The following is a 26,970-nucleotide window of genomic DNA, read 5'->3' on the forward strand; positions in this document are numbered from 1 at the left end:
AAGGGTAGGGAGTGGAGCGGGGATGGGGTAGCAGAACCGGTGCCATTCTTGACGCCGGTCAAATCTGGATGTCGGTGGCCTCTGCCGCCGCCTGAATCAGGCGGTTGAAACGGTCCCGGATCCGTTCCAGGGCAGCCGCGTCGCTGCCTTCAAAGCGCATCACTAGGCAAGGCTGGGTGTTGGAGGCACGGACCAGCCCCCAGCCATCGGAGAAGTCCACGCGCAGGCCGTCCAGCGTAGTAACCGTGGCATTCTCGAAATCCGTTGCCGCGGCCACCAGTGCCTTGATCAGCCGGTGGGGCTCACCCTCGGCCAGGTCGAGACGAATCTCCGGTGTCGTCACCGGATCCGGGAGTTCGGCGAACACCTCGCTGCTGGGCCGTGGATCCGCCGCCAGGATGGCCAGCAGTCGGGCCGCTGCATAGGTGGCATCATCAAATCCGTACCAGTGGTCATTGAAAAAGAGGTGACCGCTCATCTCGCCGGCCAGGGGAGCCCCGGTCTCCCGCAACTTTTCCTTGATTAGCGAGTGACCGGTTTTCCACATCACCGGCTCGCCGCCGGCCTCACGGATAACGTCGGCCAGGCAGCGGCTGCACTTGATGTCGAAGACGATTTTTGCGCCGGGCTGACTGGCCAGCACCGAGCGGGCGTAGAGCATCATCTGCCGATCGGCCCAGATCACCTGGCCGCGATCATCCACCACACCCAGGCGATCACCGTCACCGTCGAACGCCAGGCCGATATCGGCGCCATGGGTGGCCACCGCCGCGATCAGGTCTTGCAGATTTTCCGGAACCGTCGGGTCGGGGTGGTGATTGGGGAAGCGGCCGTCCACTTCGCAGAACAGCGGGATGACTTCAGCGCCGAGGGATTCAAGCACCGTCGGGGCCACGGCTCCCGGCACCCCGTTGCCGCAGTCCACCACCACCCGCAGGGGACGCTCCAGGGAGACGGTGCCGGTGATGCGTGCCTGATAGGCCTCCAGGACTGGCCGGGTCTCCTCAGCCCCCTGACCGCGGACCAGGTCGTTTTCCTTCAGGCGCCGGCCCAGGTCGGTGATTCCCTCGCCCCACAGCGGTCGCCCCGCCACCATGATTTTCAATCCGTTGTAATCGGCGGGATTATGGCTGCCGGTGACCGCAATGCCGGTGCCGGTGCCGGTGCCCAGGTGGTGCGTCGCAAAATACATTACCGGCGTTGGCACCATGCCGATATCGATGACCTGCCGTCCGGCGGCCATCAGGCCCTGGCGCAGGGCGCGGGCCAGCGCCGGGCTCGATGTCCGGCCATCGTAGCCCACCACCACGTGGCTCTGATCCGCCGCGGCTGCTGCGCTGCCGATGGCCCGGCCCAGAGCCTGAACCGTGTCCTCGGTGAGGGTTTCGCCCACCTTGCCACGAATGTCATAGGTCCGAAGGATCGAAGGGTCAACGACAGTCATCGGGGCACTCCTTGCCGGGTTATTGCGTTCCTGTGTGGCCGAATCCGCCCTCTCCTCGGCCGGACCGGTCAAAAGCTTCCACCGACCGGAAACCGGGGCGGGCGACGGGCAGAAAGACCAGCTGGGCAATTCGGTCGCCGGGCTGAATGTCAAAGGGCGTTTCACTGCGGTTCCAGCACGAGATGAAGATCTCCCCCTGGTAGTCGGAGTCGATCAGGCCCACCAGGTTGCCCAGCACGATGCCGTGTTTGTGGCCCAGTCCCGACCGCGGCAGCACCACCGCGGCATGGTGATTGTCACCGATGTGCACCGCCATGCCCGAGGGGATCAGGCTGGTTGCCCCGGGCTCCAGCACCAGCGGCTCTTTCAGGCAGGCGCGCAGGTCAATGCCGGCGGAGCCGTCGGTGGCGTATTCCGGCAACGGAAATTCGTGACCCAGCCTCGGATCAAGGAGCCGAAGCTCAACCTCTTTCATGCAGTTTCTCTCCCACAAGGGCGATCAGTTGATGGGCCAGCCGGCTCTTCGGCGCCGGCCCCAGGCTTTGCTGGCCCTCCCGCCAGAGTACGGACAGGGCGTTGTCCGGCACCCCGAACCCCTGGCCTTCGCCGACCTGATTGGCGGCGATCATGTCCAGGCCTTTGGTGGTGAGCTTGTCCCGGGCGTGGTCTTCGAGGTGATGGGTCTCGGCGGCGAATCCCACCGTGAATGGCCCGTCGGGTAGCGCCGCCACCTCGGCCAGAATATCCGGGTTGAGGGTCAGGGCGAGCGACGGTGGTCCAGCGGCTTTTTTCAGTTTCTGCGTCTCCGGGGAGGCGACCCCATAGTCCGCCACCGCGGCGGTGGCAATGAACACCTGGCATTCGTGGATATGGGCCATCACCGCCTGGTGCATGTCCATGGCGGTTTCCACGTCCACCCGTTGAACGCCAGGGGGAGTGGCCTGCTCGCAGGGGCCGGCCACCAGCGTGACCCGAGCACCGGCCTGGCGCGCAGCGGCGGCGACGGCAAAGCCCATGCGACCGCTGCTGCGGTTGGCAATGAAGCGGACCGGATCAATGGGCTCGTGGGTGGGGCCGGCGGTGATCAGCACGTGATGGCCCGCCAGCGGCCCATTCCCCGGCGCGGTCAGGCGACGGACGATTTCGGTGGGCTCCACCAGTCGCCCGGGCCCGGACTCCCCCTCGGCCAGGGAGCCGTCATCCGGACCGATGAACTGAATTCCCCGCCGTTCGAGGGTGGCGAGGTTGTCCCGGGTCGCGGCGGCATTCCACATCACGTGGTTCATCGCCGGACAGACGGTGATCGGCGCTTCGGTGGCCAGGCACAGTGTGGTCAGCAGATCATCCGCCAAACCGGCGGCGAGCCGCGCCAGGCAGTCCGCGCTGGCCGGCGCGATCACCACACGATCCGCCCATCGGGCGAGTTCAAGGTGACCCATGCCGGCTTCGGCCTCGGGGTCCAGCAGGTCGGTTCGCACGGCCTGATGGGAGACGGCCTGGAAGGTCAGTGGACTGACGAAGGCCTGGGCGCCATGGGTCAGAACCACACGGACTTCGGCGCCGGCGTCACGCAGGCGACGAACCAGATCCGGCGCCTTGTAGGCGGCGATGCCGCCGGTGACACCAAGGACGATGCGCTCGGCTGAAACTGCCATGGCTGAACGAGTTCACAGGTTGGCCCAAAGCCGGGAACTTACACTGTTGCCCGATCCAAGAAAACTGCACCGGGAGGCCTTGCATGGGGATCAGTCAGTGGCCGGTGGAGGAGCGGCCAAGGGAAAAACTGTTGGCGAAGGGCGCGGCTGCCCTGTCAGATGCCGAATTGCTGGCGATATTCCTGCGCACCGGCGTGCGTGGTCGCAGCGCGGTGGATGTCGCCAGAGACCTGCTTTGTGCTTTTGGCGGCCTGCGGCCACTGCTGGAATCCGATGTCGCCACATTCACCGGGCATCACGGACTGGGTCAGGCGAAATATGTCCAGCTCCAGGCGGTGCTGGAAATGGGGCGCCGCCATCTGCAGGCCCGTCTGGCCGCCGGGGAAGCGCTCAACGGCCCGGAGGACACGCGGAATTACTTGACGGCTCGGCTGCGGCATCTCCCCTACGAGATTTTTGCCTGCCTTTTTCTGGACAACCGGCATCGGGTGATTGCCTTCGAGGAAATGTTTCGCGGCACGATCAATGCGGCGGGGGTCTACCCGCGGGAGGTGGTCCGCCGGGCCCTGGAGCTGAATGCCGCCGCCGTGATTCTGGCGCACAACCATCCCTCTGGGGTGACGGAGCCCAGTCATGCCGACGAGGCCATGACCACCCGACTGGCCGAAGCCCTCGCCACCGTGGACATTCGGGTGCTTGACCACTTTGTGGTGGGGGAGGGCCGACCGGTGAGTTTTGCCGAGCGCGGCCTGCTCTAACTCGGAATTCAGGCTTCGAGGATGCGGGAATCAGCCAGCCCTTCGCGCAGCCGGCGCAGAGCGTTCTTCTCGAGCTGCCGGATTCGTTCCGCCGACACGCCATGTTCCTCGGCGAGGGCATGCAATGTGGCCTTGGGCTCGGTCAGCCACCGCCGCGTGAGAATATCGCGACTGCGGGGGTCAAGCCCCTCCAGGGCCTGCTGTAGCCGGCCTTCCCGCCAATTTTCCCAGTCAACGGATTCCATTTCGTCGGCCGGGTCGGCGCGATTGGCCTGCAGGTAGCTGGCCGGTGCCCAGCTGGGAGTGTCCTCGTCGTCCGCCTCCGGCCCGGGATCGAATCCCAGGTCCTGTCCTGACAGGCGGGACTCCATTTCGAGAACATGGTCCGGTTTGACGCCCAGGTCGGCGGCCACCGCTTCGACTTCCTCGCGGTTGAGCCAGCCCAGCCGTTTTTTGGCATTGCGCAGATTGAAGAACAGCTTGCGCTGCGCCTTGGTGGTCGCCACTTTAACGATTCGCCAGTTGCGCAGAATGAATTCATGGATCTCGGCGCGAATCCAGTGCACGGCAAAGGACACCAGCCGGACGCCCACCTCGGGGTCGAAGCGCTTGACGGCCTTCATCAGGCCGACGTTGCCCTCCTGGATCAGATCAGCCAGCGGCAGGCCATAACCGGAATAGCCCCGGGCCACGTGAACCACGAACCGCAGATGCGCCAGCACCAGCCACCGGGCGGCGTCCAGATCCTCGCTCTGGTGGTATCGCGTCGCCAGTTCCTGTTCTTCCTCAGCACTCAGGGCCGGAATGGCATTGACCGCTCGAATGTACTGATCCTCGCTGCCGGCGCGCAGCGGCAACGATTCGTATTGAACATTGATCAGTGACGTTCCGGACGACATTTCAAACCCTCGCCAAATCATTCAGTAGGTTAACACTACCTATTCGATTTCTGACCCGCTGACTTGGTTCAATGCCCGGGTTCGATGTCGGCGAGGTGCCGCCCGACCGCCAGCCACGCACCCAGCAATCCCAGGCCACCGCCGGTGGCGACCAGAGCCAGCGTACCGCTCAGACCCGGGCCGGCCGGCACGAAACCGCTGTCGTAAAGGGCCGCTAGCTGACCGGCGGGGCCGGTGATCAGCGCGACCCCGATACTCATTAACAGGGCGGCCAGCACGCCGCCGGCGAGCCCATACCAGAGCCCGGCGTAAAGAAACGGCCGACGGACAAAGCCGTCGGTGCCGCCGATCAGCTTGGTGATCTCGATTTCCGGGCGGGCATTGGCGATATCCAGGCGAATGGTGTTTCCCACCACCAGGGCCACGGTGAGGCCCAGCAGCAGGGCCACCAGGGTCACCACCCGTCCGGCCAGCGAGGTAAGCGCCTGCAGGCGTTCCAGCCAGAGGCGGTCGAGACGTATTTCATCGACGCCGGCCATGGATTGGACCTCGGCCAGGAGCGTATCCGTGGCATTGGAGCCAATGCCCTCGATAAGTCGTGCATCCAGGACCGGGGGCAAAGGGTTGTCGTCCAGCAGGCTCAGGGAGTCAGCAAGTCCGGTCTGTTCCCGAAGCTCGGCGAGGCCGGTATCCGGGTCAATCCGTTCAACGCCCAGGATGGGGTCCATGGCACGAAGGCGATCCGCCATGCGGGCCTGCTGATCTTCCGGTACATCCTTCTCCAGGAACACGGACAGCCGCGGGTTGCCGTCCCAGCCGCCGGTGGCGGCCTCGAGGTTGTCCAGTCCCACCAGAAAACCGCCGGGCAGCGCCAGGGCAATCCCCACCACCGCCGTGGTCATGAGGCTCCCGGCCGGCCGCCGAGCCAGGCGGCCCAGAGCTCCGATCGCCGCCCGGGCGTGCTGCTCCAGCCAGCGCTTGAGACTGTCCAGACCCCTCACGCCAGCCGGCCCTCCTCCAGCTGAATGCGACGGTGACCCAGGCGCTGGATCAGCGAGAGATCGTGGCTGGCAATGACCACGGTGACGCCCACCTGATTGAACTGCTGAAAGAGTTGCATGATTTCCTCGGAGAGCGCCGGGTCCAGATTGCCGGTGGGCTCGTCCGCCAGCAGCACCGGCGGACGGGTGACGACCGCTCGGGCGATGCCAACCCGCTGCTGTTCGCCGCCGGACAGGGTGACCGGATCGGCCCGTTCACGGGTCAGCAGCCCGACCTTGTCGAGGGCGGCGCGGACCCGTCGCTGTACTTCCTGATGAGGCCGGCCCGCGATGATCAGCGGCAGTGCCACATTGTCGAAGACGCTGCGGTCCTGAAGCAGGCGATGATTCTGAAAGACGACGCCGATGCGCCGCCTCAGGAACGGGATCCTGCGCCGGGGCAGGCCGGCGAGGTTGACCCCGTCAATGATGACGTTGCCCCGAGTGGGCCGCTCCAGCAGGGGGATCAGCCGCAGGAAGGTGCTCTTGCCGGCACCACTCGGGCCGGTGACGAAAGTCATTTCTCCCCGGGCGACCTCCACGCTCAGGCCGCGGAGCGCATCGTGTCCCCCCGGGTAGCGTTTGCCCACCTGCTCAAAACGGATCATGGCCCGTCGCTGGACTGACCGGCCTGGTCGAGTAAGGCGTCCACAAAGGCCTCGGCGTCAAAGGGTCGCAGATCGTCGACTCCCTCACCGACACCGATAAAGTAGACCGGCAGCCCGAAGCGCTTGGCCATCGCGAAAATCACGCCCCCCTTGGCGGTGCCATCCAGTTTGGTCAGCACCAGGCCGGTGACACTGACGGCCTGCTGGAACTGCTCGGCCTGGGCCAGGGCGTTCTGGCCGGTGCCCGCATCCAGCACCAGCAGGACCTCGTGGGGTGCGCGCTCATCCTGCTTGCCCAGAACGCGATGGATCTTGCGGAGCTCTTCCATGAGGTTGCTCTGGGTATGCAGCCGGCCGGCGGTGTCCGCGATCATCACATCCACGCCTCGGGCGACCGCAGATTGGTGAGCATCAAAGACCACCGAAGCACTGTCGGCGCCGGTGGGCTGACTGATCACCGGCACGCCGGTGCGTTCGCCCCAGGCCTGAAGCTGCTCGACGGCGGCGGCCCGGAAGGTATCGCCGGCCGCCAGCATGACGCCATGACCCTGGTCTTTCAGCCGGGCGGCGAGCTTGCCGATGGTGGTGGTTTTGCCGGCGCCGTTGACGCCGACGGTCAGCACGACGACCGGGCCATCCTGTTCCGGCAGCTCCAGGGGGTGGGCCACCGGCTCGAGGATGCGGAGCATGTCTTCGCGAAGCGCCAGGCGCAGTGCTTCGGTATCCGCCAGTTCGTTGCGCTTGAGTCGGGCGGTCAGGTCGTCAATGATCGAACGGGTGGCATCGACGCCCACATCGGCCATGAGGAGCAACGTTTCCAGCTCGTCCAGCAGATCTTCGTCGATCTGCTTGCGCCCGAGAAACAGCTGCCCGAGGCCGCTGCCGGTTCGCCGCAGTCCGGCGCGTAACCGCTCCAGCAGGCCACCGCTGGAGCCTGCCGTCTCCGGAGACGTGGATTTTTCTTCGGAATCACCGGCGCGGTGCTTGCGGCGAAATGGCAGCATGGGAACTCTCTGGAGTGGAAAGCGAACAAATCATCGTTATCGTATCATCGCCTTTCGGGAGATTCGGCACTCATGACAACACGTTCTGCGATTTTGGCGCTGGTTCCGGCCCTCATGGCAGTGCCTGCCATCGCCTCCGAGTCAGTGCCCGGTGTCCGGGAATACACCCTCGACAATGGCATGCAGGTCCTGGTGCGGGAGGACCGCCGGGCGCCGGTGGTGGTTTCCCAGGTTTGGTACCGGGTGGGTTCCAGTTATGAAACCCGTGGCCAGACCGGGATTTCGCATTTCCTTGAGCACATGATGTTCAAGGGCACCGAGGCGGTGCCGGAAGGCGAATTCTCGGACATCATCGCCCGCGAGGGCGGCCGCCTCAATGCGTTCACCGGTCGCGACTTCACGGCCTATTTCGAGGTGTTGGCTGCGGATCGGCTGTCCATCGCCCTGGAGCTGGAGGCCGACCGCATGGCCAATCTGCTGCTCCGGTCCGAGGCGGTGGCCACCGAGCGCGAGGTGGTGCTGGAGGAGCGTCGACTGCGCACCGATGACCGGCCGGAGGGGCGATTCGCCGAGCGCTTTGCAGCCATTGCCCATGCGGGTTCTGGATACGCCCACCCCATCATCGGCTGGGCGGACGATATTCGGGCCACCGGCACCGAGGAGCTGGAGGCCTGGTACGAGCACTGGTACACGCCGTCCAATGCCACCCTGGTGGTCGCGGGTGATGTGGACCCCGATGAAGTCCATGAACTGGCCCAGAACTATTTCGGAGGGATCGCCGCCCGGGCAGTGCCGCCGGTGCATGATCCCGTGGCCATCGATCCCCCGGGGGAGCGCCGCCTTGACTACCCCGATCCCCAGGCCCGCATCACGCAGCTGCGAATGGGCTACACGGTGCCCTCTTACGCCACCGCGGAAAATCCCGGGGATCCTTACGCCCTGTTGATGCTGTCCACCGTGCTGGACGGCGGTGAGGGGGCCCGATTGCCGGAAGGGCTGGTTCGTGGCAGTGGCGTGGCCGCCGCGGCGGGGGCCGGTTACAACCCGATGACCCGGCTGGACGCCGAGTTCTCGCTCTACGGGGTGCCCAGCGACGATGACGTGGAGAGCGTGGAAGCCGCCCTGCGTGAGCAGATTGCTCGCCTGCAGGAGGAGCCGGTCAGTGACGAAGAGCTGGAGCGGGCCCGCAGCCAGGTGCTGGCGGATCATCTTTTCCAGCTCGACTCGGTGTTCTTTCAGGCCATGCAGCTCGGCATGCTGGAGACGACCGGGGCCGGATGGGAGACCCTTGGCGCGTTCGAGGAGCAGATCCGTGCCGTCACCGCCGAGGATATCCAGGCAGCAGCCCGACGTTACCTGCGGCCGGAACAGCTCACCATCGGGGTCCTGCGGCCGGCGGATGAGGAGAGTCAGTCATGAGGCGGTGGCTGACGGGTTTGGGACTTTTTCTGCTCATGGGCTCAGGGGGTGCGATGGAGGTGGACATTCAGGAGTGGCAGACCGACAACGGTGCCCGAGTGCTTTTTGTGGAGCGCAGCGAGCTGCCCATCGTCGATCTGCGGGTCACTTTCGATGCGGGCAGCGCCCGGGATGATGACCAGCCGGGTCTGGCGCGGATGGTCAGCAACCTGCTGCTGGAAGGGACCGAAGAGCACAGCGCCGGTGAGATCGCCCGGTCTTTCGAGCGTCACGGAGCGCGGGTGTCCACCGGCAGCGGGCGGGACACCGCCGAGGTCTCGCTCCGGAGCCTGAGTGATCCGACGCGGCTGGAGCCCAGCGTGGAAAACTTGGCCCGGGCACTGGCTGGCGCGGCCTTTCCGGAGGACGCGCTGGAGCGTGTCCGGCAGCAGATGCTGCTGAGCCTTCGGCAGGTGGAATCATCACCGTCATCGCTGGCCGAGCGGGCGTTTGCCCGGGCCATTTACGGCGACCACCCCTATGCCACTCCTCCCGGTGGCGAGGCCGAATCGCTGCAGGCCATGACCCGCGCCGACGTGCAGGATTTTCACCAGGGGCATTACACGGCGGCCAATGGAGTGATCGCCATCGTCGGCGATCTGAATCGGAGCCAGGCGGAGGACATCGCCCGCCGGGTTGCCGGGGCGCTGCCCGACGGCACGACCCTGGAGCCGCTGCCAACGGTCACCATGCCCGACGAGCCGGTGACCGTGCGGATTCCCTTCGATGCGGAGCAGACCCATGTGGTGGCGGGTCAGCCATCCATCCGCCGGGGCGATGATCAGTATTACGCGCTGTATCTCGCCAACCACATACTCGGCGGCGGTGGGCTGACCTCACTGCTGGCCGAGCGGATGCGCGAGGAGCGGGGCCTCTCCTACAGCAGCTCATCGAGTCTGACCGCCGGCGTGCGGGCCGGCCGCTTCCAGATGGCGACCCAGGTCCGTAACGAGGCACTAGGGGAGGCGCTGAGCGTGCTTCGGGGCAGCCTCGACGAGTTGCGGGACGAGGGGCCATCCGACGATCGGCTGGAGGCCTCGGTTCGCAATATCACCGGCAGCTTCCCGCTGCAGTTGGACAGCAACCGGGCACTGCTGGGGTACGTGGCCACCATGGGATTCCACGATCTGCCCCGGGATTATCTGCCCCGGTTTGTGGAGCGGATTGACGCCCTGCAGGTTGAGGACGTCCGTGGTGCGCTCCGGGAGCGAATTCCGCCACAGCGTCTGGTGACTGTCCTGGTGGGTCCCGCAGAGGTGATCGAGGCGGTTGAATGAGTGCATGAGTGGCCGTCTGCGGATCATCGGGGGCGAGTGGCGCGGGCGTCGCCTTCGAGTCGCTGACTCACCGGGCCTGCGCCCCACCGGCGATCGGGTCCGCGAAACGCTGTTCAACTGGTTGCAGGGCCGGATCGCCGGGGCGTCGGTGCTGGACCTTTTCGCGGGCACGGGCGCGCTGGGGCTGGAGGCACTGTCCCGGGGAGCGGCGCACGCCGTTTTCGTTGAGCGCGCCCGGCGGGCCGCCCGTCACCTGCAGGATCATCTCGAACAGCTCGGCGCAAGCGATCGGGGCCAGGTGTGGTGCGGTGACGCGGGCCGCTATCCCGGCGCCGACGCCGGTCCCTTCGATATTGTCTTTCTGGATCCCCCTTTTGCCTTGGCACTTCAGCAGCCCATGCTGAATCGCGTGCTCGCCGAGGGCTGGGTCCAGCCGGAGGGCGTGGTTTACGTGGAGTCGGATGCCCGAGCCGCAGCCCTGGATCTGCCGGCAGACTGGGCGGTGACCCGCGAGACCCGGGCCGGGGACGTGCACGGCGTGCTGGTCGGCCCGCGGCCGGACTGAAGTTGACCAAAAAGGGTGGCATCCTGACGCGGTGGCTTCTATTATGCTGCACCGCAACGGAGGAGACATCATGGCGGTCACGGCAGTATATCCCGGCACGTTTGACCCGTTGACCAACGGCCACAGCGATCTGGTTGAAAGGGCCTCTCGCCTGTTTGACCGCCTGGTGGTGGGGGTAGCGGGCTATCCAAGCCCTTCCAAGCAGCCCGCTTTCGCACTGGAGGAACGGGTGGAGATGGCCCGGCATGTCCTTCAGGGCCATGACAACGTCGAGGTGATCGCCTTCGATACCCTGCTGGTGGATTTCGTCAAGGCCCAGGGCGCTGGCGTGATCCTGCGGGGGCTGCGCGCCGTGTCGGACTTCGAGTACGAGTTCCAGCTGGCCAGCATGAACCGGCAACTCATGGATCGGATAGAAACGGTGTTTCTGACCCCCGCCGAGAAGTATTCCTACATTTCATCCAGCCTGGTCCGCGAAGTCGCCGCCCTGGGCGGGGATGTCAGCCGGTTTGTCCACCCCAGCATCCAGCAGGCACTGGATCGTCGCTATCGAGACTCCGCCCGGGCCACTTCGAACCGCTGAGGGCGACCCTCAGTCGTTGTTGTCGGGGGTTGCTTCGGGCATTGCCTCGGGTGTCGCCTCCGGCACGGCTTCGGGGGTCGCTTCCGGTGTGGCCTCGGGCGCGGCCTCCGGAGTGGCCTCCGGTGTCGCCTCGGGCATGGCTTCCGGCGTTGCCTCCGGAGTCGCCTCGGGCGTGGCTTCCGGCGCGGTGTCCGGCGTGTCGCCGGGTTGCCGGATGTCCGAGACAATGGCGTGCAGCGACGCAGCACCGGTGACGGCAATCAGCAGCGGAGTGGTGTAGACCACGGTTCTGGACAGCCGGGCAATCAGTTGGCGGCGGGTCGGGTGATCGTCTTTCATCAGGTCTGATTGCCGCGGATCAGCAGGTAAATGGACAGGCAGAGCAGGGTGACCTGGAACGCCATCCCTCCCATGGGATGGCTGGCTGAGGGCAAAAAGTGCCACTGGCCCCAGTGGACGAGAAAAATGGCGCCCAGCAGCACCGGGCAGGCCAGTGCGGCCCCCAGGCGGGTGATCCAGTCATTGGTGAGTGCTCCCGCCAGCAATAGCAGGCCGGCCATCAGCTCCAGGACCACCACCGCCACAACGAGGCCGAGGGGGAAGTTCATGGCCTCAGCAAAGGCGCCAACCCCCGTGCCAAGCCACTTTTCCAGGCCGTGGTACACCAGGACCGCCGCAAGCGGCGTGCGCAGCAGCCAGTGTGACTGAGCGGCCTGCCGGTCAAGAATGGCATCGCCACTGTCCAGAGGGGCTCCCACGACATACGTCTCCTGTCTGCTGAATGGCCGGATTCGGCGACAGCATACCGGGACTGGAGCTGATTTCCGATTGAAATACTGATTGCGTGGGGTCGGGGGGTGCCGTATTGTCGATGGCAGATCTGATGTCAAGGAGATGTCGGGTCCGGCGGGCCGACGATCGGACCGTCCGAAGGAAGGGTAGAACCTTCTGCGATGTTTAACCTGCCGGACCATACCCGGACGGCAGTGTGTGATGAGACTAAGTGATGAAATCGATTTATGTGGGCAATCTGCCCTTTTCCGCCTCCGAGGACGAAATTCGTGACCTGTTTGCCGCTCATGGCGAGGTCAAGGAAGTCCGGATGATCTCCGATCGGGAAACCGGTCGCCCCCGTGGCTTTGGCTTCGTTCGCATGGACCCTTCCGAGGCGGATGCCGCCATCGAGGCGCTGAATGGCACCGAGATGGGTGGGCGCACGCTGCGCATCAACGAAGCGCAGGATCGTAAGCCCGCCGGCGGTGGGGGTGGCCCGCGCCGCGACTGGTAATGGCTTAAGCTATTCTGGAAAACCCGTGACTGGCGACGGTCACGGGTTTTTTGTTTTTATGGTTGCCATTCAAGACGAACGTCGACATCGAGCATTTCTGGCGGAGGCACAGCTCCGTCACGCCTGGCAGTTCCGGCAGCGCGGTGTCGCTGCGGAATCCGATCCCGTTGAAGTCAATGTCCCGGTGGGCTGGCACCCGGTGATGAAATGCCTGTTCACCGAAGTCGAGTCGCTGGTGCCCGAGGCCGAGCGGGGTGGTTTTCGATGGCGTCGGCTGGTGGCTGCCCAAGGCGCTCTCGAGATTCGCTTTGATGGCGTTCGGGATCGCATCAAGCCGGCGGTATTTCGGGCCCGCGAGGCGGCGCAGGTGACCTGCGAGGCCTGCGGGCGACCCGGCCGGCTGCTGCTGGTGGCCGGGAGCCGTCGTGTCAGCTGTGATCTGCATTTCTTGGAGCGGCTTCGTTACTGTGATCGTGCCGGCGAGCAGGCAGCCAGCAACTGGTGGATGAGCCCTCACCCCGGTCTTGGCGGCCGGGCTCCCATCGTGGTCCTGCGCACCGGCGCGCCCCCGGAAATTCTCATCGATCTGGCGCTGCGACGGGCCATGCCCGATGTGCCCCGCCTCAATGGTGCGCACCGCCAGCGCCTGCAACAGACCTGGCCGGTGCTGCGGGAGGCCTTCGGCGAGCGGCTGAGAAGCCTGCGGCTGGCGGAGTTCGATCCGGCCAGCCAGCGCGGCGGGACGCTTCTGGCGCTGTTGGCGGGAGAGGCGGACGCCGCGGCCCAGGCGGGGGTGGCCACGGCGCTGGCGCGGGCAGGATTCAGCGATCTCAGGCTTCGACTGGTCGGTGAGGGTGATCTCCATGCGCCGGCCACGGCAACGGATCCCTGGTCGGCCATGCTGGCGCTGGAGGCCTCGATCAGTATTCCGCGCTATCAGCCGGCTGCGCCTTTTTGATTAGGTAGACGTCGAAGCGGGTGCTGCGTCCCTGATGGGAATGATCCGGTGGCTGATCCGCCAGCGGCGGCGCCCGTCGTTGACGCTTGACCACCACCCGATCCTGGGCGGCCGTCATGGCGGCCGGCAGTAGGGCGTCAGCGGCTTCATCCGGCCCCAGCAGACGCTGCAGGAGCGCCAGCTCCTTGCCGGCGGCGGCCTGACGGCGATCGCCGGCGTACATGGGGTCCAGATAAATCACATCCCCCCGCTCAGCCTGGCTGTCCCCGGCGCCGAGCCAGAACCGGGCATCCGCGCAAACAAGATCGAGTCGATTGGTGATGTCCTCGAGGCCCCCTTCCCGGGCACGGCGCAGACCATCGTCCAGCAACGCCGCGATGACCGGCGATCGCTCGATGAGCGTGACCCGGGCTCCCAGCCGGGCAAGAACGAAGGCGTCCCGTCCCAGCCCGGCGGTGGCGTCGACGATGCGGGGCTGGTGGCTGCCGGTGAGGCCGCAGGCCCGGGCGATCAGCTCCCGACGGGGCGCAAGGCGGGCACCGCGATAACCCTGGGCGCCGGTGAGGTAGTCAACGCGCAGACACATGGAGGGCCGCTGGTTAAGGCATAACGCCAGACCATTGGAGTCGAGCTGCAGGTAGAGTTCACCTTCTGCAGGGACCCGTGACGGCGAGGCGCCAGTCTGCCGGGCGACGTCGTCAGCCCGCCGGTCATCCACATCGCCAACCACCAGGGGCAGTGGCCGTGATTGTGGCGATTTGTCGCGGTGCCGTATGATTCTGATACCACTCGCGCCTGGAGGCGATCGGAAAGATGACTGAAAAAAAGGATAGCGGACTCGAGGGCATCGATCCCAGCGAACTGAATCGCTCAATGTCGGAAATCGCGGGCCGCAGTCAGCAACTGGTCAAGGATTTTCTGGCGCGTCAGGAAGCCGGCCAGCAGGTATCCATGGATGATGCCTTGCACATGAGCAAGCTGTTCCAGGATCTTTACGCCCGCCTGATGGCGGATCCGGTCCAGTTGATGCAGGCCCAGATGGCGTTCTGGCAGGACTACATGTCCATCATGCAGAACTCCACGCTACGCATGATGGGGGTGGAGAGCGAGCCGGTTCGGCAGCCGGAAAAGCGCGACAAGCGCTTTGCCCACGAGGGCTGGGAGGATAACCCGTTCTTCGACTTCGTCAAGCAGTCCTATCTGCTGACCGCGGACTACCTGCATCGAACCGTCGACAACGTCGACGGCCTGGATGACCGCACCCGGCGGAAAATTGACTTCTACACCCGCCAGTTTGTCAGTGCCATGTCGCCCAGCAACTTTCTGGCCACCAATCCCGAGGTGCTCGAGCGGACCGTGGAGACCCGCGGTCAGAACCTGATGGATGGCCTCAACAAGCTGCTGGAGGACCTGGAGCGCGGTAACGGCACCCTGAAAATCCGCCAGACCAATCCGGACGCCTTCGAGGTGGGCAAGGACCTGGCGATCACACCGGGCAAGGTCGTCTACCAGAATGAGCTCATGCAGCTGATTCAGTACGCGCCGGCCACCGAGCAGGTGGCCCGCCGGCCGCTGCTGTTCGTGCCGCCGTGGATCAACAAGTACTACATTCTTGATCTGCGGCCCAAGAACTCCCTGGTGAAGTGGCTGGTGGAGCAGGGCTTCACCGTGTTCGTCATTTCCTGGTGTAACCCCAGTGCCAAGCTGGCGAACAAGCGGTTCGAGGATTACATGACCGATGGCCCGCTGGCGGCGCTGGACGCCATCGAGCAGGCCATCGGTGAGCGCGATGTCAACATCATCGGCTATTGCCTCGGGGGCACCCTGCTGGCTTCAACCCTGGCCTACATGGCGGAGCGCGGCGAGTCTGGCATCAACAGCGCCACGTTCCTGACCACCCTGCTGGACTTCGAGAATCCCGGCGAGCTGGAAATCTTCATCGATGAGGAGCAGCTGGCGGCGCTGGAAAAACAGATGGACCAGCGGGGCTATCTGCAGGGCAATCAGATGGCCACCACCATGTCCAGCCTGCGGTCCAACGACCTGATCTGGTCGTTCTTCGTCAACAACTACCTCAAGGGGGAGGATCCGTTCCCCTTCGACCTGCTCTACTGGAACCAGGACTCCACCAACATGCCGGCGCGGATGCATGCGTTCTACCTGCGCAAGATGTACCTGGAAAATCAGCTCCGGCAGCCCGGGGGCATCACCATGGCGGGGGTCCCCATTGACCTGTCGAAAAACTCGGTGCCGACCTACTTTGTGTCAGCCCGGGAAGATCACATTGCGCCCTGGCATGCCTGTTACCGCGGCTCGAAGCTGCTCGGGGGCAAATCCCGGTTCGTATTGGGTGGATCCGGCCATATTGCAGGGGTGATCAACCCGCCGGAGAAGCAGAAGTACGGCTACTGGATCAACACCCGACGGCCGAAGGATCCGGATGCCTGGCTGGACGGCGCGACCCACTACGAAGGCTCCTGGTGGCTGGACTGGGTGAATTGGCTGCAGCCGAAACGCGGTGGCGAGGTGCCCGCCCGGCAGCCGGGGGATGGCAATCTGCAGCCCATTGAGGATGCCCCCGGGCATTACGTTCGGGAGAAGGCCGATGGTTGATGCCGCGCCACGGGTCGGCATCATCATGGGCAGCCGCTCCGATTGGGAGACCATGGCGCACGCGGATGCGGTGCTCAAGGATTTCAAAGTGCCCCATGAGTGCCGCATCGTCTCGGCCCATCGCACGCCGGGGCAGATGAACGATTACGCGGCCGCGGCTCGCGAGCGCGGTCTGCGCGCCATCATCGCCGGAGCCGGTGGCGCCGCTCACCTGCCTGGCATGGTGGCGGCGCAGACGACGGTACCGGTGCTGGGCGTTCCGGTTCAGAGCCGGGCGCTCAAGGGCCTCGATTCCCTGCTCTCCATCGTGCAGATGCCCGGCGGCGTCCCGGTGGCCACTTTCGCCATCGGCGAGGCCGGTGCCCGCAATGCGGCGCTGTTTGCCGTTTCCCTGCTGGCCGCGGAGGACGCGGAGCTGGCAGATGCGCTGCAGGCGTTCCGCGACGCCCAGGCCCGCAAGGTGATTGAGGACGAGCTGCCTTGACCGAACGGGTCCTTCCCGGTTCCACCATCGGCATTCTCGGCAGCGGTCAGCTTGGCCGGATGCTGGCGCAATCCGCCCGCCGCATGGGGTATCGCGTTCACACCCTCTCTCCGGGGCGGGACACCCCCACCGGGCAGATCGCCGACCGCGAGATCGTCGCCGAGTATGACGACCTGGACGCCATTGCCGCGTTTGCCCGGGGCGTGGATGTGGTGACGTTCGAATTTGAGAACGTCGCCTATTCGGCAGCGGAGTCCGCTGCTCGCCACGCTCCGGTTCGGCCCCGGGGCGAGGTGCTGCATGTCACCCAGAATCGTCTGAGGGAAAAGCGGGCACTGGTGGCAGCGGGCCTGCCAACCGCCCCGTTTGAGGCCGTGAATGACCTGGCCGAACTCGAACAGGCGCTCGACCGGGTCGGCAGGCCGGCGATCCTTAAAACCGCGGGCTTTGGCTACGACGGCAAAGGCCAGGCTCGGCTTGATTACGACACCGTGCCCGCCGAGGCCTGGGCGGCCATTGGCGCTGGCCCGGCGGTGCTTGAAGGGTTTGTGGATTTTCAGGCGGAGTTTTCCGTGGTGGCGGCGCGAAGTGTCCATGGCCAAATGGTCGATTACGGGCTCATCGAAAACCGGCATGCCAACCACATCCTGGATGTCTCCATCGCCGACATGCCGCTGGAGCCCCCGCAACAGAAGCGGGCCCGAGAGATCGCCCGCACAGTCCTCGAGTCGCTGGATGTCGTCGGTGTGCTCTGCGTGGAATTCTTCCTCTCCCGGGATGGCTCGTTAATCGTCAACGAACTGGCCCCGAGACCCCACAACTCCGGGCACTTGACCATCGAAGGCTGCCTGAGCAGTCAGTTTGACCAGCAGTTACGGGCGGTCTGTGGCCTGCCACTGGGTGACACGCAGCGTCTATTCCCGGTGGCCATGGCCAACCTGCTCGGCAATGGCTGGCAGCAGCACACCCCGGACTGGGCATCAGCGCTGCGCGACCCCCGGGTCAACCTGCACCTCTACGGCAAGGCGATGCCGGCACCGGGCCGTAAAATGGGGCATCTCACCGTGCGCGGCGACAGTCGCGATGACGCCGCCCAGCGGGCCCTGAGCGCCCGCGCCTCCCTCGCCATCAAATAACTGGAAAATCTGCATGTGGTTTCGCAATCTTTGCGTCTATCAGCTGGGTGACGCCTTTTCCATGGACGCCGAGCAGCTGGAGTCGCGGCTGCAGGGGGGCGGGTTTCAGCCCGTCGGGGCCCATGACCCGGAATCCCGTGGCTGGGTGCCTCCCATTGCCCCCGGGGGCGAGCAGCTGGTCCATGCCGCAGGCCAGCGCCTGATGATCTGCCTGCAGACCGAATCCCGGGTGCTGCCACCCGCGGTTATCCGGGAACAGGTGGAACAGCGCATCGCCGAGCGTGAGGAGGCCATGGGACGGCCAGTGGGTCGGCGCGAGAAAGTTCGGCTGAAGGAAGAGGTCACCATCGACCTTCTGCCCCGGGCCTTCACCAAAAGTCGCCGTCTCTATGCCTATCTGGATCTTGAAGACCGCTGGCTGGTGGTGGACGCCGCCACATGGCGTGAAGCCGAGCTGTTGACCGATGACCTCCGGGCCATGCTGGGCAGCTTTCCGGTCAGGCCGTTGCAGACAGACAGTTCGCCGGCGCAGGTGATGACCGACTGGCTGGCCCGGGATCGCTTCCCCAGTGATCTCGAGCCCGGCGAGGAGGCGGTTTTCGAGGATCCCCGGACTGAGGGCGCCGAGGTCCGCTGCAAGCGTCAGGACCTGCGCAGCGACGAGATGCGGACCCATGTTCGCGCCGGGAAGCGGGTGCGGCGGCTTGCCGTGGACTGGGACGGACGGGTGAACGCCGTACTGGATGCCGATCTGTCCATTAAACGGCTGAAATTCACCGATCTGGTGCAGTCAGACGCGGATGATCGGGAGGCGGAAAGCCCGGCTGAACGGTTCGACACGGATTTCGCGATCATGACCGGCGAGCTGAGCCGGTTCCTGCAGCGGGTCCCGGTTTGGTTTGGATAAAAAAAAGCCGGCATTGATGCCGGCCAAGAGGAGGAGAGTCGATAACAGGAATTACCCTGTGATGGGTTGAATTGTAGGGACATGAATTAGCGTCAGGAATAGCCTGAATGGATGATGATATGTGCTGCAGCGGCACGAATCGGTTATAACCAGAAAGTATCTTCTTAGGTCAAAAAAGTCATTTATATTTCTAACCAAGCCGGTACCATTTCGGCCACTGAGTCACTTGGTGGAGACATCCCATGAAAATTCTCAAACAGCTGGTCCCGGCCGCCCTCCTCGGATTGGCCTATGTCGCGTCGGCGGCTGCCGGTCCCCAGCACTCCCCGCTGGTCAGCAGCGAATGGCTGAACAGCCATCTCGGCAGCGATGACCTGGTGGTGGTTGACGTGCGCTCCGGCATTGATGGAACCGACGCCGAAGGTTTTGCCAACGGTCATATTCCCGGTGCGGTCTATGCAAGCTACACCGCAGCCGGGTGGCGGGTCGCCGATGGATCCGTGCCGGGCGTGCTGCCTCCGGTGGGTGACCTGGAAAATCTGATCGGCAACCTGGGGATCAGCAACAATGATCGAGTGGTCGTCGTACCCGCGGGGGTTGGCTCCACGGATTTCGGTAGCGCCGCTCGGGTGTACTGGACGTTCAAGTATCTGGGTCATGACGATGTCGCCATCCTCGACGGCGGCTTCCGAGCGTGGGTCGAGACTGGCGGCGAAGTGGCCACCGGCACGCCAGCCATAGAGCCGGCCCGGTTCGAGGCCAACGTCCGGCCGGAGCTTCTTGCTGACACCGACGCCGTGGAGGAAATCCAGGCAGCCGGCGGACAGCTGGTGGATGCCCGGCCCGCTGACCAGTTTGCCGGCGATGCCAAGCATCCGGCCTCCACCCGGGCCGGCACCATCCCCGGTGCGCTCAGCCTTGAAGAGGGGCTCCTAGTTCGGGAAGGCTCGGCCTTCTTCCTGGATGCAGACGATGTCAACGAGCTGATCCAGACCGCGGGTATCCGCAGCGATGAGCCGGCGGTGTCCTTCTGCAACACCGGTCACTGGGCGGCAACGGCCTGGTTCGCACTCTCTGAGATCGCCGGTTTCGACAACGTGGCCATGTATGACGGTTCCATGACCGAATGGTCCCAGGACGACGCTCGCGAGATCGTGCGGGGCCAGCAGGCGTTGAGCGAACTGCTTAACTGATTGAGATCCCGGATCCATGAGCACGCTGGCTGAGGCCATTAATGGCGAATCCCCCCGCCGCGCCGCTGGCGCGCTGGGGGGAGATCGTTTTGTGATCACCAGTGTCCTGCTGGCCGGCGCGATTCTGGGCGCCATGGTCTGGTCCCTGGGATCCCCGCGGCTTTTTTGGCTTTATCTGATCGGCGGCGGGCTGGGGGTTGCCCTGTACCATGCCGCTTTCGGGTTTACGGCGGGGTGGCGCAACTTCATCGTTCGGCGCCGCAGCCGGGGGTTGCGCGCTCAGCTGTTGCTGATTGGGATCGCTTCGGTGCTGTTCATTCCGGTGATTGCCGCCGGGCAGGCCAACGGCAACATCGCCCCCGTGGGTGGCTTCGTGGTGCTGGGCAGTTTCCTGTTCGGCCTGGGGATGCAGCTTGGCGGGGGGTGCGGCTCGGGCACGTTGTTCACCGTGGCTGCCGGCAACCGGCGCATGCTGATCACCCTGCTGGCATTCATCGCCGGGTCCGTGATTGGCACCCTGCACCTGCCCTGGTGGTTGTCCGGTCCGAACATGGGCCCGGTCAATCTCGCCCTGACTTTTGACCCCCTCGGCGGCATCCTCCTGCAGGTGGCCCTGCTGGCTGCACTGGGCTGGGTCATCATGGCAGTGGAGCGGGAGCGTCATGGAGACGTGGAGCGGCTTCTGATGGCGCCGGGGCAGTCCTGGTGGCGGACACTGATTACCGGCAACTGGCCCCTGCTGTGGGGGGTTGTGGCCCTGGCCGGCCTGGGGCTGCTCACGTTGCTGGTCGCCGGCCAACCCTGGGGCATCACCTTTGCCTTCACCCTCTGGGGCGCCAAGGCTCTGGCCGCGGTGGGGGTGGACATGAGCCAGTTTGAATACTGGACCTGGAGTTACCCCGCCCAGGTGCTGGAGCAGAGTGTGCTGCTTGAGGTCACGTCGGTCATGGCCTTCGGCCTGATCCTGGGTGCCATGCTGGCGGCTGGCCTGGCGGGTCGTTATAACGCCGGCAGCCTGAACCGCCTTGGACTCGGTAACGTCAGTGCGGCGGTGATCGGCGGGCTGCTGATGGGGTACGGCGCCCGGCTGGCATTCGGCTGCAACATCGGCGCCTTTTTCAGTGGCATTGCCACCGGCAGCCTGCATGGCTGGGTGTGGTTTGTTTTCGGTTTTCTCGGGTCCATCGTCGGCGTCGCCCTGCGTCCTCGCTTTGGCATGGAGAACTAGGGTGAGTGACCGCCGACCCCCCTACAGCCGGACTGCCCTGCTGGTGACGCTGGCCATCATCATCGCCCTGGTGGCTTTCGACCACCTGGCCAGCGCTGCCTGACAACGCCAGGCAGCGTTCCCGGCCGACGGTCTGTCAACCGGCTGACAATCCGCGGATCAGGTGCTCGGTGTTCAGGGTCAGGCTGTCGTAGTGATAGCCGCCCTCCTGAATCACCAGAGTTGGCAGGTCCATGGAGGCAATCCGGCGCCCCAGCGTCTCAATGTCTTCCGACTCCACGGCGATTTTGGCCTGGGGGTCTTCCCGATAAATATCAAATCCGCTGGATAACACCAGGGCATCCGGCGCGAATAGTCGGACCGCGGTCAGGGCCTCGTCGAGGCGCTGGAAAAAGGCATCGCTGCCGGAGCCATGGGGCAGCGGCAGATTGATGTTGTATCCGAGGCCCGGCCCTTCGCCGCGCTCGTCCTCAAAACCCGTGACCACCGGGTAGAAGTTGGTGGGATCGCCGTGAATGGACACGTAGAGCACGTCGCTGCGCGGGTAAAAGATCTCCTGAATGCCCTGTCCATGATGGACGTCAGTATCCAGAATGGCGACGCGGCTGTAGCGCTGGCGCAGATGCTCCGCGGCAATCGCGGCGTTGTTGAGGTAGCAGAAGCCACCCGCCGCATCCACCCGGGCGTGGTGCCCCGGCGGCCGGCAGAGCGCAAAGCTCATGGGCTCACCGGCCAGGATGTCGTCCGCCGCCGTCAGGGCCCCCTGTGCGGACCAGTAGGCCGCCTCCCAGGTGTGTTCGCCTACCGGGCAGCTGCCGTCCGCCAGATAGCAGGCGGCTTCGGCCAGAATGCCGCGCAGCGGGTTGGGTGAGCGGACGTAGATGTTCGACAGCACTTCCGGGCCCCAATCCTCCGGCATGGCCTCCCAGCGGCGGTGACAGGATTCGAGGAACCGCAGATAGCCCAGATCATGAACCCGGCTGATGGGCCGGATGCCGTGATCCACCACGGGGCATTCGGTCACCCCGGCGTTGCCGAGACCGCCGCGAATATGCCCGGTGCGCTCGGGGATTTCCTGGGGGGCTCGCATTTGTCCGCGGGTGAGGTAGGTGCGCGGATGGTGCAGATCCTGGCGGCTGTCGAAATAGGCTTTCACGGTGTCGATATCCTCGGGCTTGGCAGATGCCGGAATAATGCCGACGAAAGCGACCCATGCCAACGGGGATGGCGCGCCTGGCAGGATTGCGGCAGCGCCTGTCGGCGCTTTGCCCTTCGGGTTCGCGTCGCTGCGCGCCGCGACGCTGGCCGCCTCCGGCGGCCGGTCGAACCTGTCATTGTCTGGTCGCAGGTTCGAATCCCGAGTGACTCGATCCCGGTGCCCTGGATCGACGTCGGAATCTCATGACGGGGGAAGATGGCGCGCCCGGCAGGATTCGAACCTGCGACCTTCGGCTTCGGAGGCCGACACTCTATCCAGCTGAGCTACGGGCGCGAACGCAGGAATTGTAACGTCAACGTCCATCCGGGGATAGTCTCAGTTTCCCAATGCGGCCATTGCGGATATACTTCGAAGAGGTAGGGATCGGACTTAGGATTGGGTCGTGAGCGTCTCAGAAGACAATATTTTTCTCCGTAATTTTGCGCTGGTTCTCGCTGGATTGGTCGCGGTTGCCGTTCTGCTGGTGGTGTTCGCCAATGTGTTCTTTGGCATGGACGACCCGGCGCGGCAGGAATTGGCCGAAGAGCGGGCGCTGCAGAACTTCGAGCCCAGTTATGCGGTTCGGCTGACGGGTGAGCCCGCACCGGGCGCAGCGGCGGCCGATGAAGAGGCTGACGAGGTCGTCGAGGTCCGCAGTGGTGAGCAAGTGACCCAGGCCGTCTGTATCGCCTGTCACCAGGGCGACTTCCTGAACGCCCCGGGGGTGGGTGATGTCGCTGCCTGGGATGAGCGCATCGGCAAGGGCTGGCAGACGCTGGTGGATCACACCGTCAACGGCTTTGGCAGCATGCCGGCCCAGGGAGGGGCGGCGACCGAAGAAGAGATTCGCGCCGCCATTGAGTGGATGGTCGAAGACCAGACGGGTCTGGAAATCCCGGAATCCTGATTGATCCGCATCTTGGCGTATTGTCCAGGGGATCAAGCGCTATCTGACGGTCTGATCTGCTCGCGATAGCCCAATGCTTCGGCGATGTGACGTTCGCCAATCCCATCGGAGTTTTCCAGGTCGGCGATGGTCCGGGCGACGCGCAGGCAGCGATGAAACGCACGGGCGGACAGGTTGAGCCGGTCGCAGGCCCGGCTCAGCAGGATCCTGCCCCGCTGATCCACCGGGCAGCGCTTTTCTACCTCCCTCGCCGGGATATGGGCGGCTACCATGCCGTCACGCGCAAGCTGGCGCTGACGGGCATCGGCCGCCCGCCGGGCAACGGCGGCGGTAGGCTCCCCCGCTGACAAATCCCCGAGCTCCGTGGGCGACACCCTCGGCACATCAATCTGCATGTCTATGCGATCCAGCAGCGGGCCGCTGATTCGGCTTCGATAGCGCTGAACCTGAGGGGGCGTACAGCGGCAACCGTGACCGTCCTCCCCCAGATACCCACAGGGGCATGGGTTCATGGCGGCCACCAGTTGAAACCGGGCGGGGAAGCGCAGACGGGCATGGGCCCGGGAAATGTGGATCTCGCCGGTCTCCAGCGGTTCCCGCAGCGCCTCCAGGGCATCCCGCGGAAATTCCGGGAGTTCGTCCAGAAACAGTACGCCGTGGTGAGCCAGCGAAATCTCCCCGGGGCGGGGGATTCGACCGCCGCCGGTGAGGGCGCGCGACGAGGCGGTATGGTGGGGCTGGCGAAATGGCCGCTGGCCCCAGTGGGTCGGGTTGAAAGCGCCTTCCCCCACGGACTGAAGCGCGGCGGCTTCGATGGCCTCTTGCCGACTCATGGGCGGCAGAAGACCCGGTAGCCGTGCCGCCAGCATGCTCTTGCCGCTTCCCGGCGGGCCCTGCATCAGCAGGCTGTGAGCGCCGGCGGCGGCGATCTCCAGGGCGCGCCGGGCGCGATGCTGCCCGCGGACATCGGCCAGGTCCGGAACCGTTGCTTCCTCGGTGGATGGATGGGCGGGTTCGCCAACCCGAGGCAGCGTCCGCACGCCGGCCAGATGGGCGCAGACGTCGAGGAGGTGCCCGGCCTGGCGGACCTCGCCGCCCGCCAGGGCCGCTTCCTGCGCATTCTCCCGGGCCACCAGCAGCCACTCGTCTTCGCGAACGCACCGCGCCGCCATCGGTAGGGTGCCACTGACGGGCCGCAGCGCACCGGACAGTGCCAGTTCGGCGCTGAACACGCCCCCTTCCAGGGCGGCCGGATTGATCTGTCGGGAAGCGGCGAGAATCCCCAGGGCGATGGCGAGGTCGAACCGTGCGCCGTCTTTGGGCAGATCGGCGGGTGCCAGATTGACCGTGATGCGGCGACGGGGGAATTCAAAGCCACTGGTGGTGAGGGCACCCCGCACACGATCCCTGGCTTCGCGAAGGGCCGTATCCGGCATCCCCACGATGGAGAAGGAGGGCAGGCCGCCTCCCAGATGCGTTTCGACATCAACTGTGGGGGCGTCGATGCCCAGTGCCGTGCGCGTTCGAACCACCGCCAGCGCCATGTTGGCCTACCTCCTTTATGTGAGGCAGGCCAGCGGCTGACAGAGGCTGCGTCAGGGCGTTTCGGACTCGGAGTCAGGGCCTGCCTTACTGCCCTCCAGGTCGGCGACGCGGGTTTCCAGCGCTTCAAGGCGCTCACGGGTCCGGGCCAGGACTTTGGCCTGGGCATCAAATTCTTCCCGGGTCACGAGATCCATGCGGTTGAATGCGCTCTGCAGCGCCACCCGCGCGTTCTTCTCCACTTCTTGCTGTAAGTCTCGAACGCCGGTCGGCAGATTGTCTGCGAACCGTTTCGCCATTTCGTCAAGCTGTTTGGGATCCAGCATCGGGCACCTCCAGAAAATCTGTTCCCAGTTTAAGCGGCTGACTCGCCGAAACCCAAACGCATATTGCACCACAGCGGTGCATTCCCCAATTCATCCGCGCACTCTATTGGCGCGTTCCCTTATTGGCGCACCGATTCGGCCCGAATAGTCCCCTTGAAGATATGGCGCACCGCAAAACTGGCACGGTCCCTGCATTAACTAGCCCGGGTTATTACCGTCCACGGATCCGGGTTGAAGCCGGATCCTTTTGGGGAGACCAAAGGAATGAAATTAATCACAGCGGTCATCAAGCCTTTCAAGCTCGATGATGTAAGGGAGGCGCTCTCGGAGATTGGGGTCCAGGGCGTGACAGTCACGGAGGTCAAGGGCTTCGGGCGGCAGAAAGGGCACACCGAGCTCTACCGCGGCGCCGAATATGTCGTCGACTTCCTGCCGAAAATGAAGGTTGAGGTGGTTCTGGACGACGAGCTGGTCGAGCGCGCCGTCGAGGCCATCACCAAGGCAGCCAACACCGGCAAGATCGGCGACGGCAAGATCTTTGTTTCTCCGGTGGAGCAGGCGATTCGCATCCGCACCGGCGAGACGGACAAGGATGCACTCTAAGGAATCATTGGGAGTCTGAAAAATGTCAGCAGAAATTAACGAACTTGCCTACGCACTGGATACTTTTTACTTCCTGTTGTCCGGTGCGTTGGTCATGTGGATGGCCGCGGGTTTCACCATGCTCGAGTCGGGCCTGGTGCGTGCCAAGAACACCACGGAAATCCTGACCAAGAATATCTCTCTCTATGCCATCGCCTGCATTATGTACATGGTCATCGGCTACAACATCATGTATGGGGCGGGCGTGACCTCCATCATCCCGTCGGCCAGCCTGATCCTGGGCGCGGCGGATAACTCGGCGGCGGCCATTGCTGCCGGCAGCGATGCCTACTACTCGGATATTTCCGACTTCTTCTTCCAGGTCGTGTTCGTGGCGACGGCGATGTCCATCATCTCCGGTGCCGTGGCCGAGCGGATGAAGCTCTGGTCGTTCCTGCTGTTCACGGTGATCCTGACCGGCGTCATCTACCCCGTTCAGGGCTTCTGGAGCTGGGGCGGTGGCTTCCTGGACGAGGCCGGCTTCGCCGACTTCGCCGGTTCCGGCATCGTGCACATGTTCGGTGCAGCGGCCGCGCTTGCCGCCGTGATCGTGCTTGGCCCCCGCAAGGGCAAGTACGGCCCGAATGGCGAGGTCAAGCCGATCCCGGGCACCAACATGCCGCTGGCGACGCTGGGTGTGTTCATCCTGTGGCTGGGCTGGTTCGGCTTCAACGGCGGTTCCGAGCTCAAGGTCTCCGACGTTGACTCCGCCAACGCAGTCGCTCTGATCTTTGCCAACACCAATCTGTCCGCGGCGGGCGGCGTGGTGGCTGCTCTGATCACCGCCAAGCTGATGTTCGGCAAGGCCGACCTGACCATGGCGCTGAACGGCGGCATCGCCGGCCTGGTGTCCATCACCGCGGGACCGGACGTGCCTAGCCTGCTGGCCGCTTCGCTGATCGGCGCGGTCGGTGGTGTGCTGGTGGTGTTCTCCATCGTCGGGCTCGACAAGCTCAAGCTTGATGATCCGGTTGGCGCCATCTCCGCCCACGGTACCGCCGGTATCTGGGGTCTGCTGGCCGTGCCGCTGTGGTACGACGCGGCGACCTTCGGCGCCCAGATCCTCGGCATCATCTCCATTTTCGCCTGGACCTTCGGCGCCAGCATCGTGCTGTGGCTGATCCTCAAGGCGGTCATGGGTATCCGTGTCACCGAGGAAGAGGAAATGCAGGGTCTGGACATCACCGAGTGTGGTGTTGAAGCCTACCCGGACTTCACCAAGACCCAGTAAGGGAAATCGCAATTCCCTGATCCACG

29 protein-coding genes and 1 tRNA gene are annotated in these 26,970 nt (G+C 64.9%); 16 read left to right on the forward strand and 14 right to left on the reverse strand.

Going from position 1 to position 26,970, the window contains the following annotated elements; genetic code table 11:
• Window positions 1–58: 58 nt before the first annotated feature.
• Genes GJ672_RS01080 through coaBC form a run of 3 tightly spaced genes read right to left on the reverse strand, consistent with a single transcriptional unit; the run spans window position 59 to window position 3,099 of the window.
• Window positions 59–1,444, reverse strand: coding sequence for a phosphomannomutase/phosphoglucomutase (locus GJ672_RS01080; RefSeq protein WP_154295477.1), 1,386 nt, complete (start codon window positions 1,442–1,444; stop codon window positions 59–61).
• Between the two features lie 19 nt (window positions 1,445–1,463).
• A complete protein-coding gene (dut, locus tag GJ672_RS01085; protein ID WP_154295478.1) occupies window positions 1,464–1,919 on the reverse strand; it encodes a dUTP diphosphatase in 456 nt (151 codons plus the stop codon).
• Window positions 1,906–3,099 (reverse strand): bifunctional phosphopantothenoylcysteine decarboxylase/phosphopantothenate--cysteine ligase CoaBC, encoded by a 1,194-nt coding sequence (gene coaBC, locus GJ672_RS01090; RefSeq protein ID WP_154295479.1) that lies wholly within the window; start codon window positions 3,097–3,099, stop codon window positions 1,906–1,908. Before coaBC ends, dut begins: the two co-directional genes overlap by 14 nt.
• An 83-nt stretch (window positions 3,100–3,182) precedes the next feature.
• Here coaBC and radC point away from each other — a divergent pair, with 83 nt between their 5' ends.
• Window positions 3,183–3,857 (forward strand): DNA repair protein RadC, encoded by a 675-nt coding sequence (gene radC, locus GJ672_RS01095; RefSeq protein WP_154295480.1) that lies wholly within the window; start codon window positions 3,183–3,185, stop codon window positions 3,855–3,857.
• Between the two features lie 8 nt (window positions 3,858–3,865).
• Here the strand turns inward: radC and rpoH are convergent, their stop codons facing one another.
• From rpoH to ftsY, 4 genes are all read right to left on the reverse strand, one after another.
• A complete protein-coding gene (gene rpoH, locus GJ672_RS01100; RefSeq protein ID WP_154295481.1) occupies window positions 3,866–4,756 on the reverse strand; it encodes an RNA polymerase sigma factor RpoH in 891 nt (296 codons plus the stop codon).
• Between the two features lie 68 nt (window positions 4,757–4,824).
• Window positions 4,825–5,757, reverse strand: a complete 933-nt coding sequence (ftsX, locus tag GJ672_RS01105; RefSeq protein WP_229381905.1) for a permease-like cell division protein FtsX — start codon at window positions 5,755–5,757, stop codon at window positions 4,825–4,827.
• Window positions 5,754–6,404: a cell division ATP-binding protein FtsE gene (ftsE, locus tag GJ672_RS01110; protein ID WP_154295482.1), complete on the reverse strand. Its 651-nt coding sequence runs from the start codon at window positions 6,402–6,404 to the stop codon at window positions 5,754–5,756. Before ftsE ends, ftsX begins: the two co-directional genes overlap by 4 nt.
• Entirely contained in the window at window positions 6,401–7,408 is a 1,008-nt protein-coding gene (ftsY, locus tag GJ672_RS01115) for a signal recognition particle-docking protein FtsY (protein WP_154295483.1), read from the reverse strand. The genes ftsE and ftsY overlap by 4 nt, the downstream gene beginning before the upstream one ends.
• Window positions 7,409–7,480: 72 nt before the next feature.
• Between ftsY and GJ672_RS01120 the strand changes: the two genes are divergently transcribed.
• From GJ672_RS01120 to coaD, 4 genes are all read left to right on the forward strand, one after another.
• Window positions 7,481–8,827: a pitrilysin family protein gene (locus GJ672_RS01120; RefSeq protein ID WP_154295484.1), complete on the forward strand. Its 1,347-nt coding sequence runs from the start codon at window positions 7,481–7,483 to the stop codon at window positions 8,825–8,827.
• The gene (locus tag GJ672_RS01125) at window positions 8,824–10,143 is read left to right on the forward strand and encodes a pitrilysin family protein (RefSeq protein ID WP_154295485.1); all 1,320 of its coding nucleotides are present in this window, start codon (window positions 8,824–8,826) and stop codon (window positions 10,141–10,143) included. Before GJ672_RS01120 ends, GJ672_RS01125 begins: the two co-directional genes overlap by 4 nt.
• A 4-nt stretch (window positions 10,144–10,147) precedes the next feature.
• Window positions 10,148–10,708: a 16S rRNA (guanine(966)-N(2))-methyltransferase RsmD gene (gene rsmD, locus GJ672_RS01130; protein ID WP_154295486.1), complete on the forward strand. Its 561-nt coding sequence runs from the start codon at window positions 10,148–10,150 to the stop codon at window positions 10,706–10,708.
• A gap of 70 nt (window positions 10,709–10,778) precedes the next feature.
• Window positions 10,779–11,291 (forward strand): pantetheine-phosphate adenylyltransferase, encoded by a 513-nt coding sequence (coaD, locus tag GJ672_RS01135; RefSeq protein ID WP_195759522.1) that lies wholly within the window; start codon window positions 10,779–10,781, stop codon window positions 11,289–11,291.
• A 9-nt stretch (window positions 11,292–11,300) separates the two neighbouring features.
• Here coaD and GJ672_RS01140 read toward each other — a convergent pair whose 3' ends face one another.
• Both GJ672_RS01140 and GJ672_RS01145 read right to left on the reverse strand, forming a co-directional pair.
• Window positions 11,301–11,630 carry a hypothetical protein gene (locus GJ672_RS01140; protein WP_154295487.1) on the reverse strand — a complete coding sequence of 110 codons (330 nt, stop codon included), beginning with the start codon at window positions 11,628–11,630 and terminating at the stop codon, window positions 11,301–11,303.
• A complete protein-coding gene (locus GJ672_RS01145) occupies window positions 11,630–12,049 on the reverse strand; it encodes a DoxX family membrane protein (protein ID WP_195759523.1) in 420 nt (139 codons plus the stop codon). Before GJ672_RS01145 ends, GJ672_RS01140 begins: the two co-directional genes overlap by 1 nt.
• Before the next feature lie 248 nt (window positions 12,050–12,297).
• On the opposite strand from GJ672_RS01145, the gene GJ672_RS01150 reads away from it, so the two are divergent.
• Together GJ672_RS01150 and GJ672_RS01155 are read left to right on the forward strand one after the other, a co-directional pair.
• Complete coding sequence (locus GJ672_RS01150; RefSeq protein WP_195759524.1) at window positions 12,298–12,579, forward strand: RNA-binding protein; 282 nt, start codon at window positions 12,298–12,300, stop codon at window positions 12,577–12,579.
• A 25-nt stretch (window positions 12,580–12,604) separates the two neighbouring features.
• The gene (locus GJ672_RS01155; protein WP_154295490.1) at window positions 12,605–13,537 is read left to right on the forward strand and encodes a hypothetical protein; all 933 of its coding nucleotides are present in this window, start codon (window positions 12,605–12,607) and stop codon (window positions 13,535–13,537) included.
• On the opposite strand, the gene GJ672_RS01160 is transcribed toward GJ672_RS01155, so the two are convergent.
• Window positions 13,500–14,255, reverse strand: coding sequence for a class I SAM-dependent methyltransferase (locus GJ672_RS01160; protein ID WP_229381906.1), 756 nt, complete (start codon window positions 14,253–14,255; stop codon window positions 13,500–13,502). The two genes, GJ672_RS01155 and GJ672_RS01160, sit on opposite strands and share 38 nt — an antisense overlap.
• Window positions 14,256–14,350: 95 nt before the next feature.
• Between GJ672_RS01160 and phaC the strand changes: the two genes are divergently transcribed.
• The 6 genes from phaC to GJ672_RS01190 all read left to right on the forward strand — a co-directional run bounded on the left by phaC (window position 14,351) and on the right by GJ672_RS01190 (window position 21,098).
• A complete protein-coding gene (phaC, locus tag GJ672_RS01165; protein WP_154295492.1) occupies window positions 14,351–16,150 on the forward strand; it encodes a class I poly(R)-hydroxyalkanoic acid synthase in 1,800 nt (599 codons plus the stop codon).
• Window positions 16,143–16,634, forward strand: coding sequence for a 5-(carboxyamino)imidazole ribonucleotide mutase (purE, locus tag GJ672_RS01170; protein ID WP_154295493.1), 492 nt, complete (start codon window positions 16,143–16,145; stop codon window positions 16,632–16,634). The genes phaC and purE overlap by 8 nt, the downstream gene beginning before the upstream one ends.
• The gene (locus tag GJ672_RS01175; RefSeq protein ID WP_154295494.1) at window positions 16,631–17,770 is read left to right on the forward strand and encodes a 5-(carboxyamino)imidazole ribonucleotide synthase; all 1,140 of its coding nucleotides are present in this window, start codon (window positions 16,631–16,633) and stop codon (window positions 17,768–17,770) included. Before purE ends, GJ672_RS01175 begins: the two co-directional genes overlap by 4 nt.
• 13 nt (window positions 17,771–17,783) lie before the next feature.
• Window positions 17,784–18,677, forward strand: a complete 894-nt coding sequence (locus GJ672_RS01180) for a recombination-associated protein RdgC (RefSeq protein ID WP_154295495.1) — start codon at window positions 17,784–17,786, stop codon at window positions 18,675–18,677.
• A gap of 242 nt (window positions 18,678–18,919) precedes the next feature.
• On the forward strand, window positions 18,920–19,870 hold the full coding sequence (locus GJ672_RS01185; RefSeq protein ID WP_154295496.1) for a sulfurtransferase: 951 nt from the start codon (window positions 18,920–18,922) through the stop codon (window positions 19,868–19,870).
• A 16-nt stretch (window positions 19,871–19,886) separates the two neighbouring features.
• A complete protein-coding gene (locus tag GJ672_RS01190) occupies window positions 19,887–21,098 on the forward strand; it encodes a YeeE/YedE family protein (protein WP_154295497.1) in 1,212 nt (403 codons plus the stop codon).
• Window positions 21,099–21,234: 136 nt separating this feature from the next.
• Here GJ672_RS01190 and GJ672_RS01195 read toward each other — a convergent pair whose 3' ends face one another.
• Both GJ672_RS01195 and GJ672_RS01200 read right to left on the reverse strand, forming a co-directional pair.
• On the reverse strand, window positions 21,235–22,317 hold the full coding sequence (locus tag GJ672_RS01195; protein ID WP_229381907.1) for a histone deacetylase family protein: 1,083 nt from the start codon (window positions 22,315–22,317) through the stop codon (window positions 21,235–21,237).
• A 196-nt stretch (window positions 22,318–22,513) separates the two neighbouring features.
• Window positions 22,514–22,590 (reverse strand) — tRNA-Arg (locus tag GJ672_RS01200).
• Window positions 22,591–22,699: 109 nt separating this feature from the next.
• Between GJ672_RS01200 and GJ672_RS01205 the strand changes: the two genes are divergently transcribed.
• Entirely contained in the window at window positions 22,700–23,203 is a 504-nt protein-coding gene (locus GJ672_RS01205; RefSeq protein ID WP_154295499.1) for a cytochrome c5 family protein, read from the forward strand.
• 32 nt (window positions 23,204–23,235) lie between these two features.
• Here GJ672_RS01205 and GJ672_RS01210 read toward each other — a convergent pair whose 3' ends face one another.
• Complete coding sequence (locus GJ672_RS01210; RefSeq protein WP_154295500.1) at window positions 23,236–24,747, reverse strand: YifB family Mg chelatase-like AAA ATPase; 1,512 nt, start codon at window positions 24,745–24,747, stop codon at window positions 23,236–23,238.
• Between the two features lie 51 nt (window positions 24,748–24,798).
• Window positions 24,799–25,071, reverse strand: coding sequence for an accessory factor UbiK family protein (locus tag GJ672_RS01215; protein WP_154295501.1), 273 nt, complete (start codon window positions 25,069–25,071; stop codon window positions 24,799–24,801).
• Window positions 25,072–25,335: 264 nt separating this feature from the next.
• On the opposite strand from GJ672_RS01215, the gene GJ672_RS01220 reads away from it, so the two are divergent.
• Complete coding sequence (locus tag GJ672_RS01220) at window positions 25,336–25,674, forward strand: P-II family nitrogen regulator (RefSeq protein ID WP_154295502.1); 339 nt, start codon at window positions 25,336–25,338, stop codon at window positions 25,672–25,674.
• A 22-nt stretch (window positions 25,675–25,696) separates the two neighbouring features.
• Complete coding sequence (locus tag GJ672_RS01225) at window positions 25,697–26,944, forward strand: ammonium transporter (protein ID WP_154295503.1); 1,248 nt, start codon at window positions 25,697–25,699, stop codon at window positions 26,942–26,944.
• The last annotated feature ends 26 nt before the right edge of the window (window positions 26,945–26,970 follow it).

The sequence above is a fragment of the Spiribacter sp. 2438 genome (genome assembly GCF_009676705.1).
In the GTDB taxonomy this organism is placed as follows: domain Bacteria; phylum Pseudomonadota; class Gammaproteobacteria; order Nitrococcales; family Nitrococcaceae; genus Spiribacter.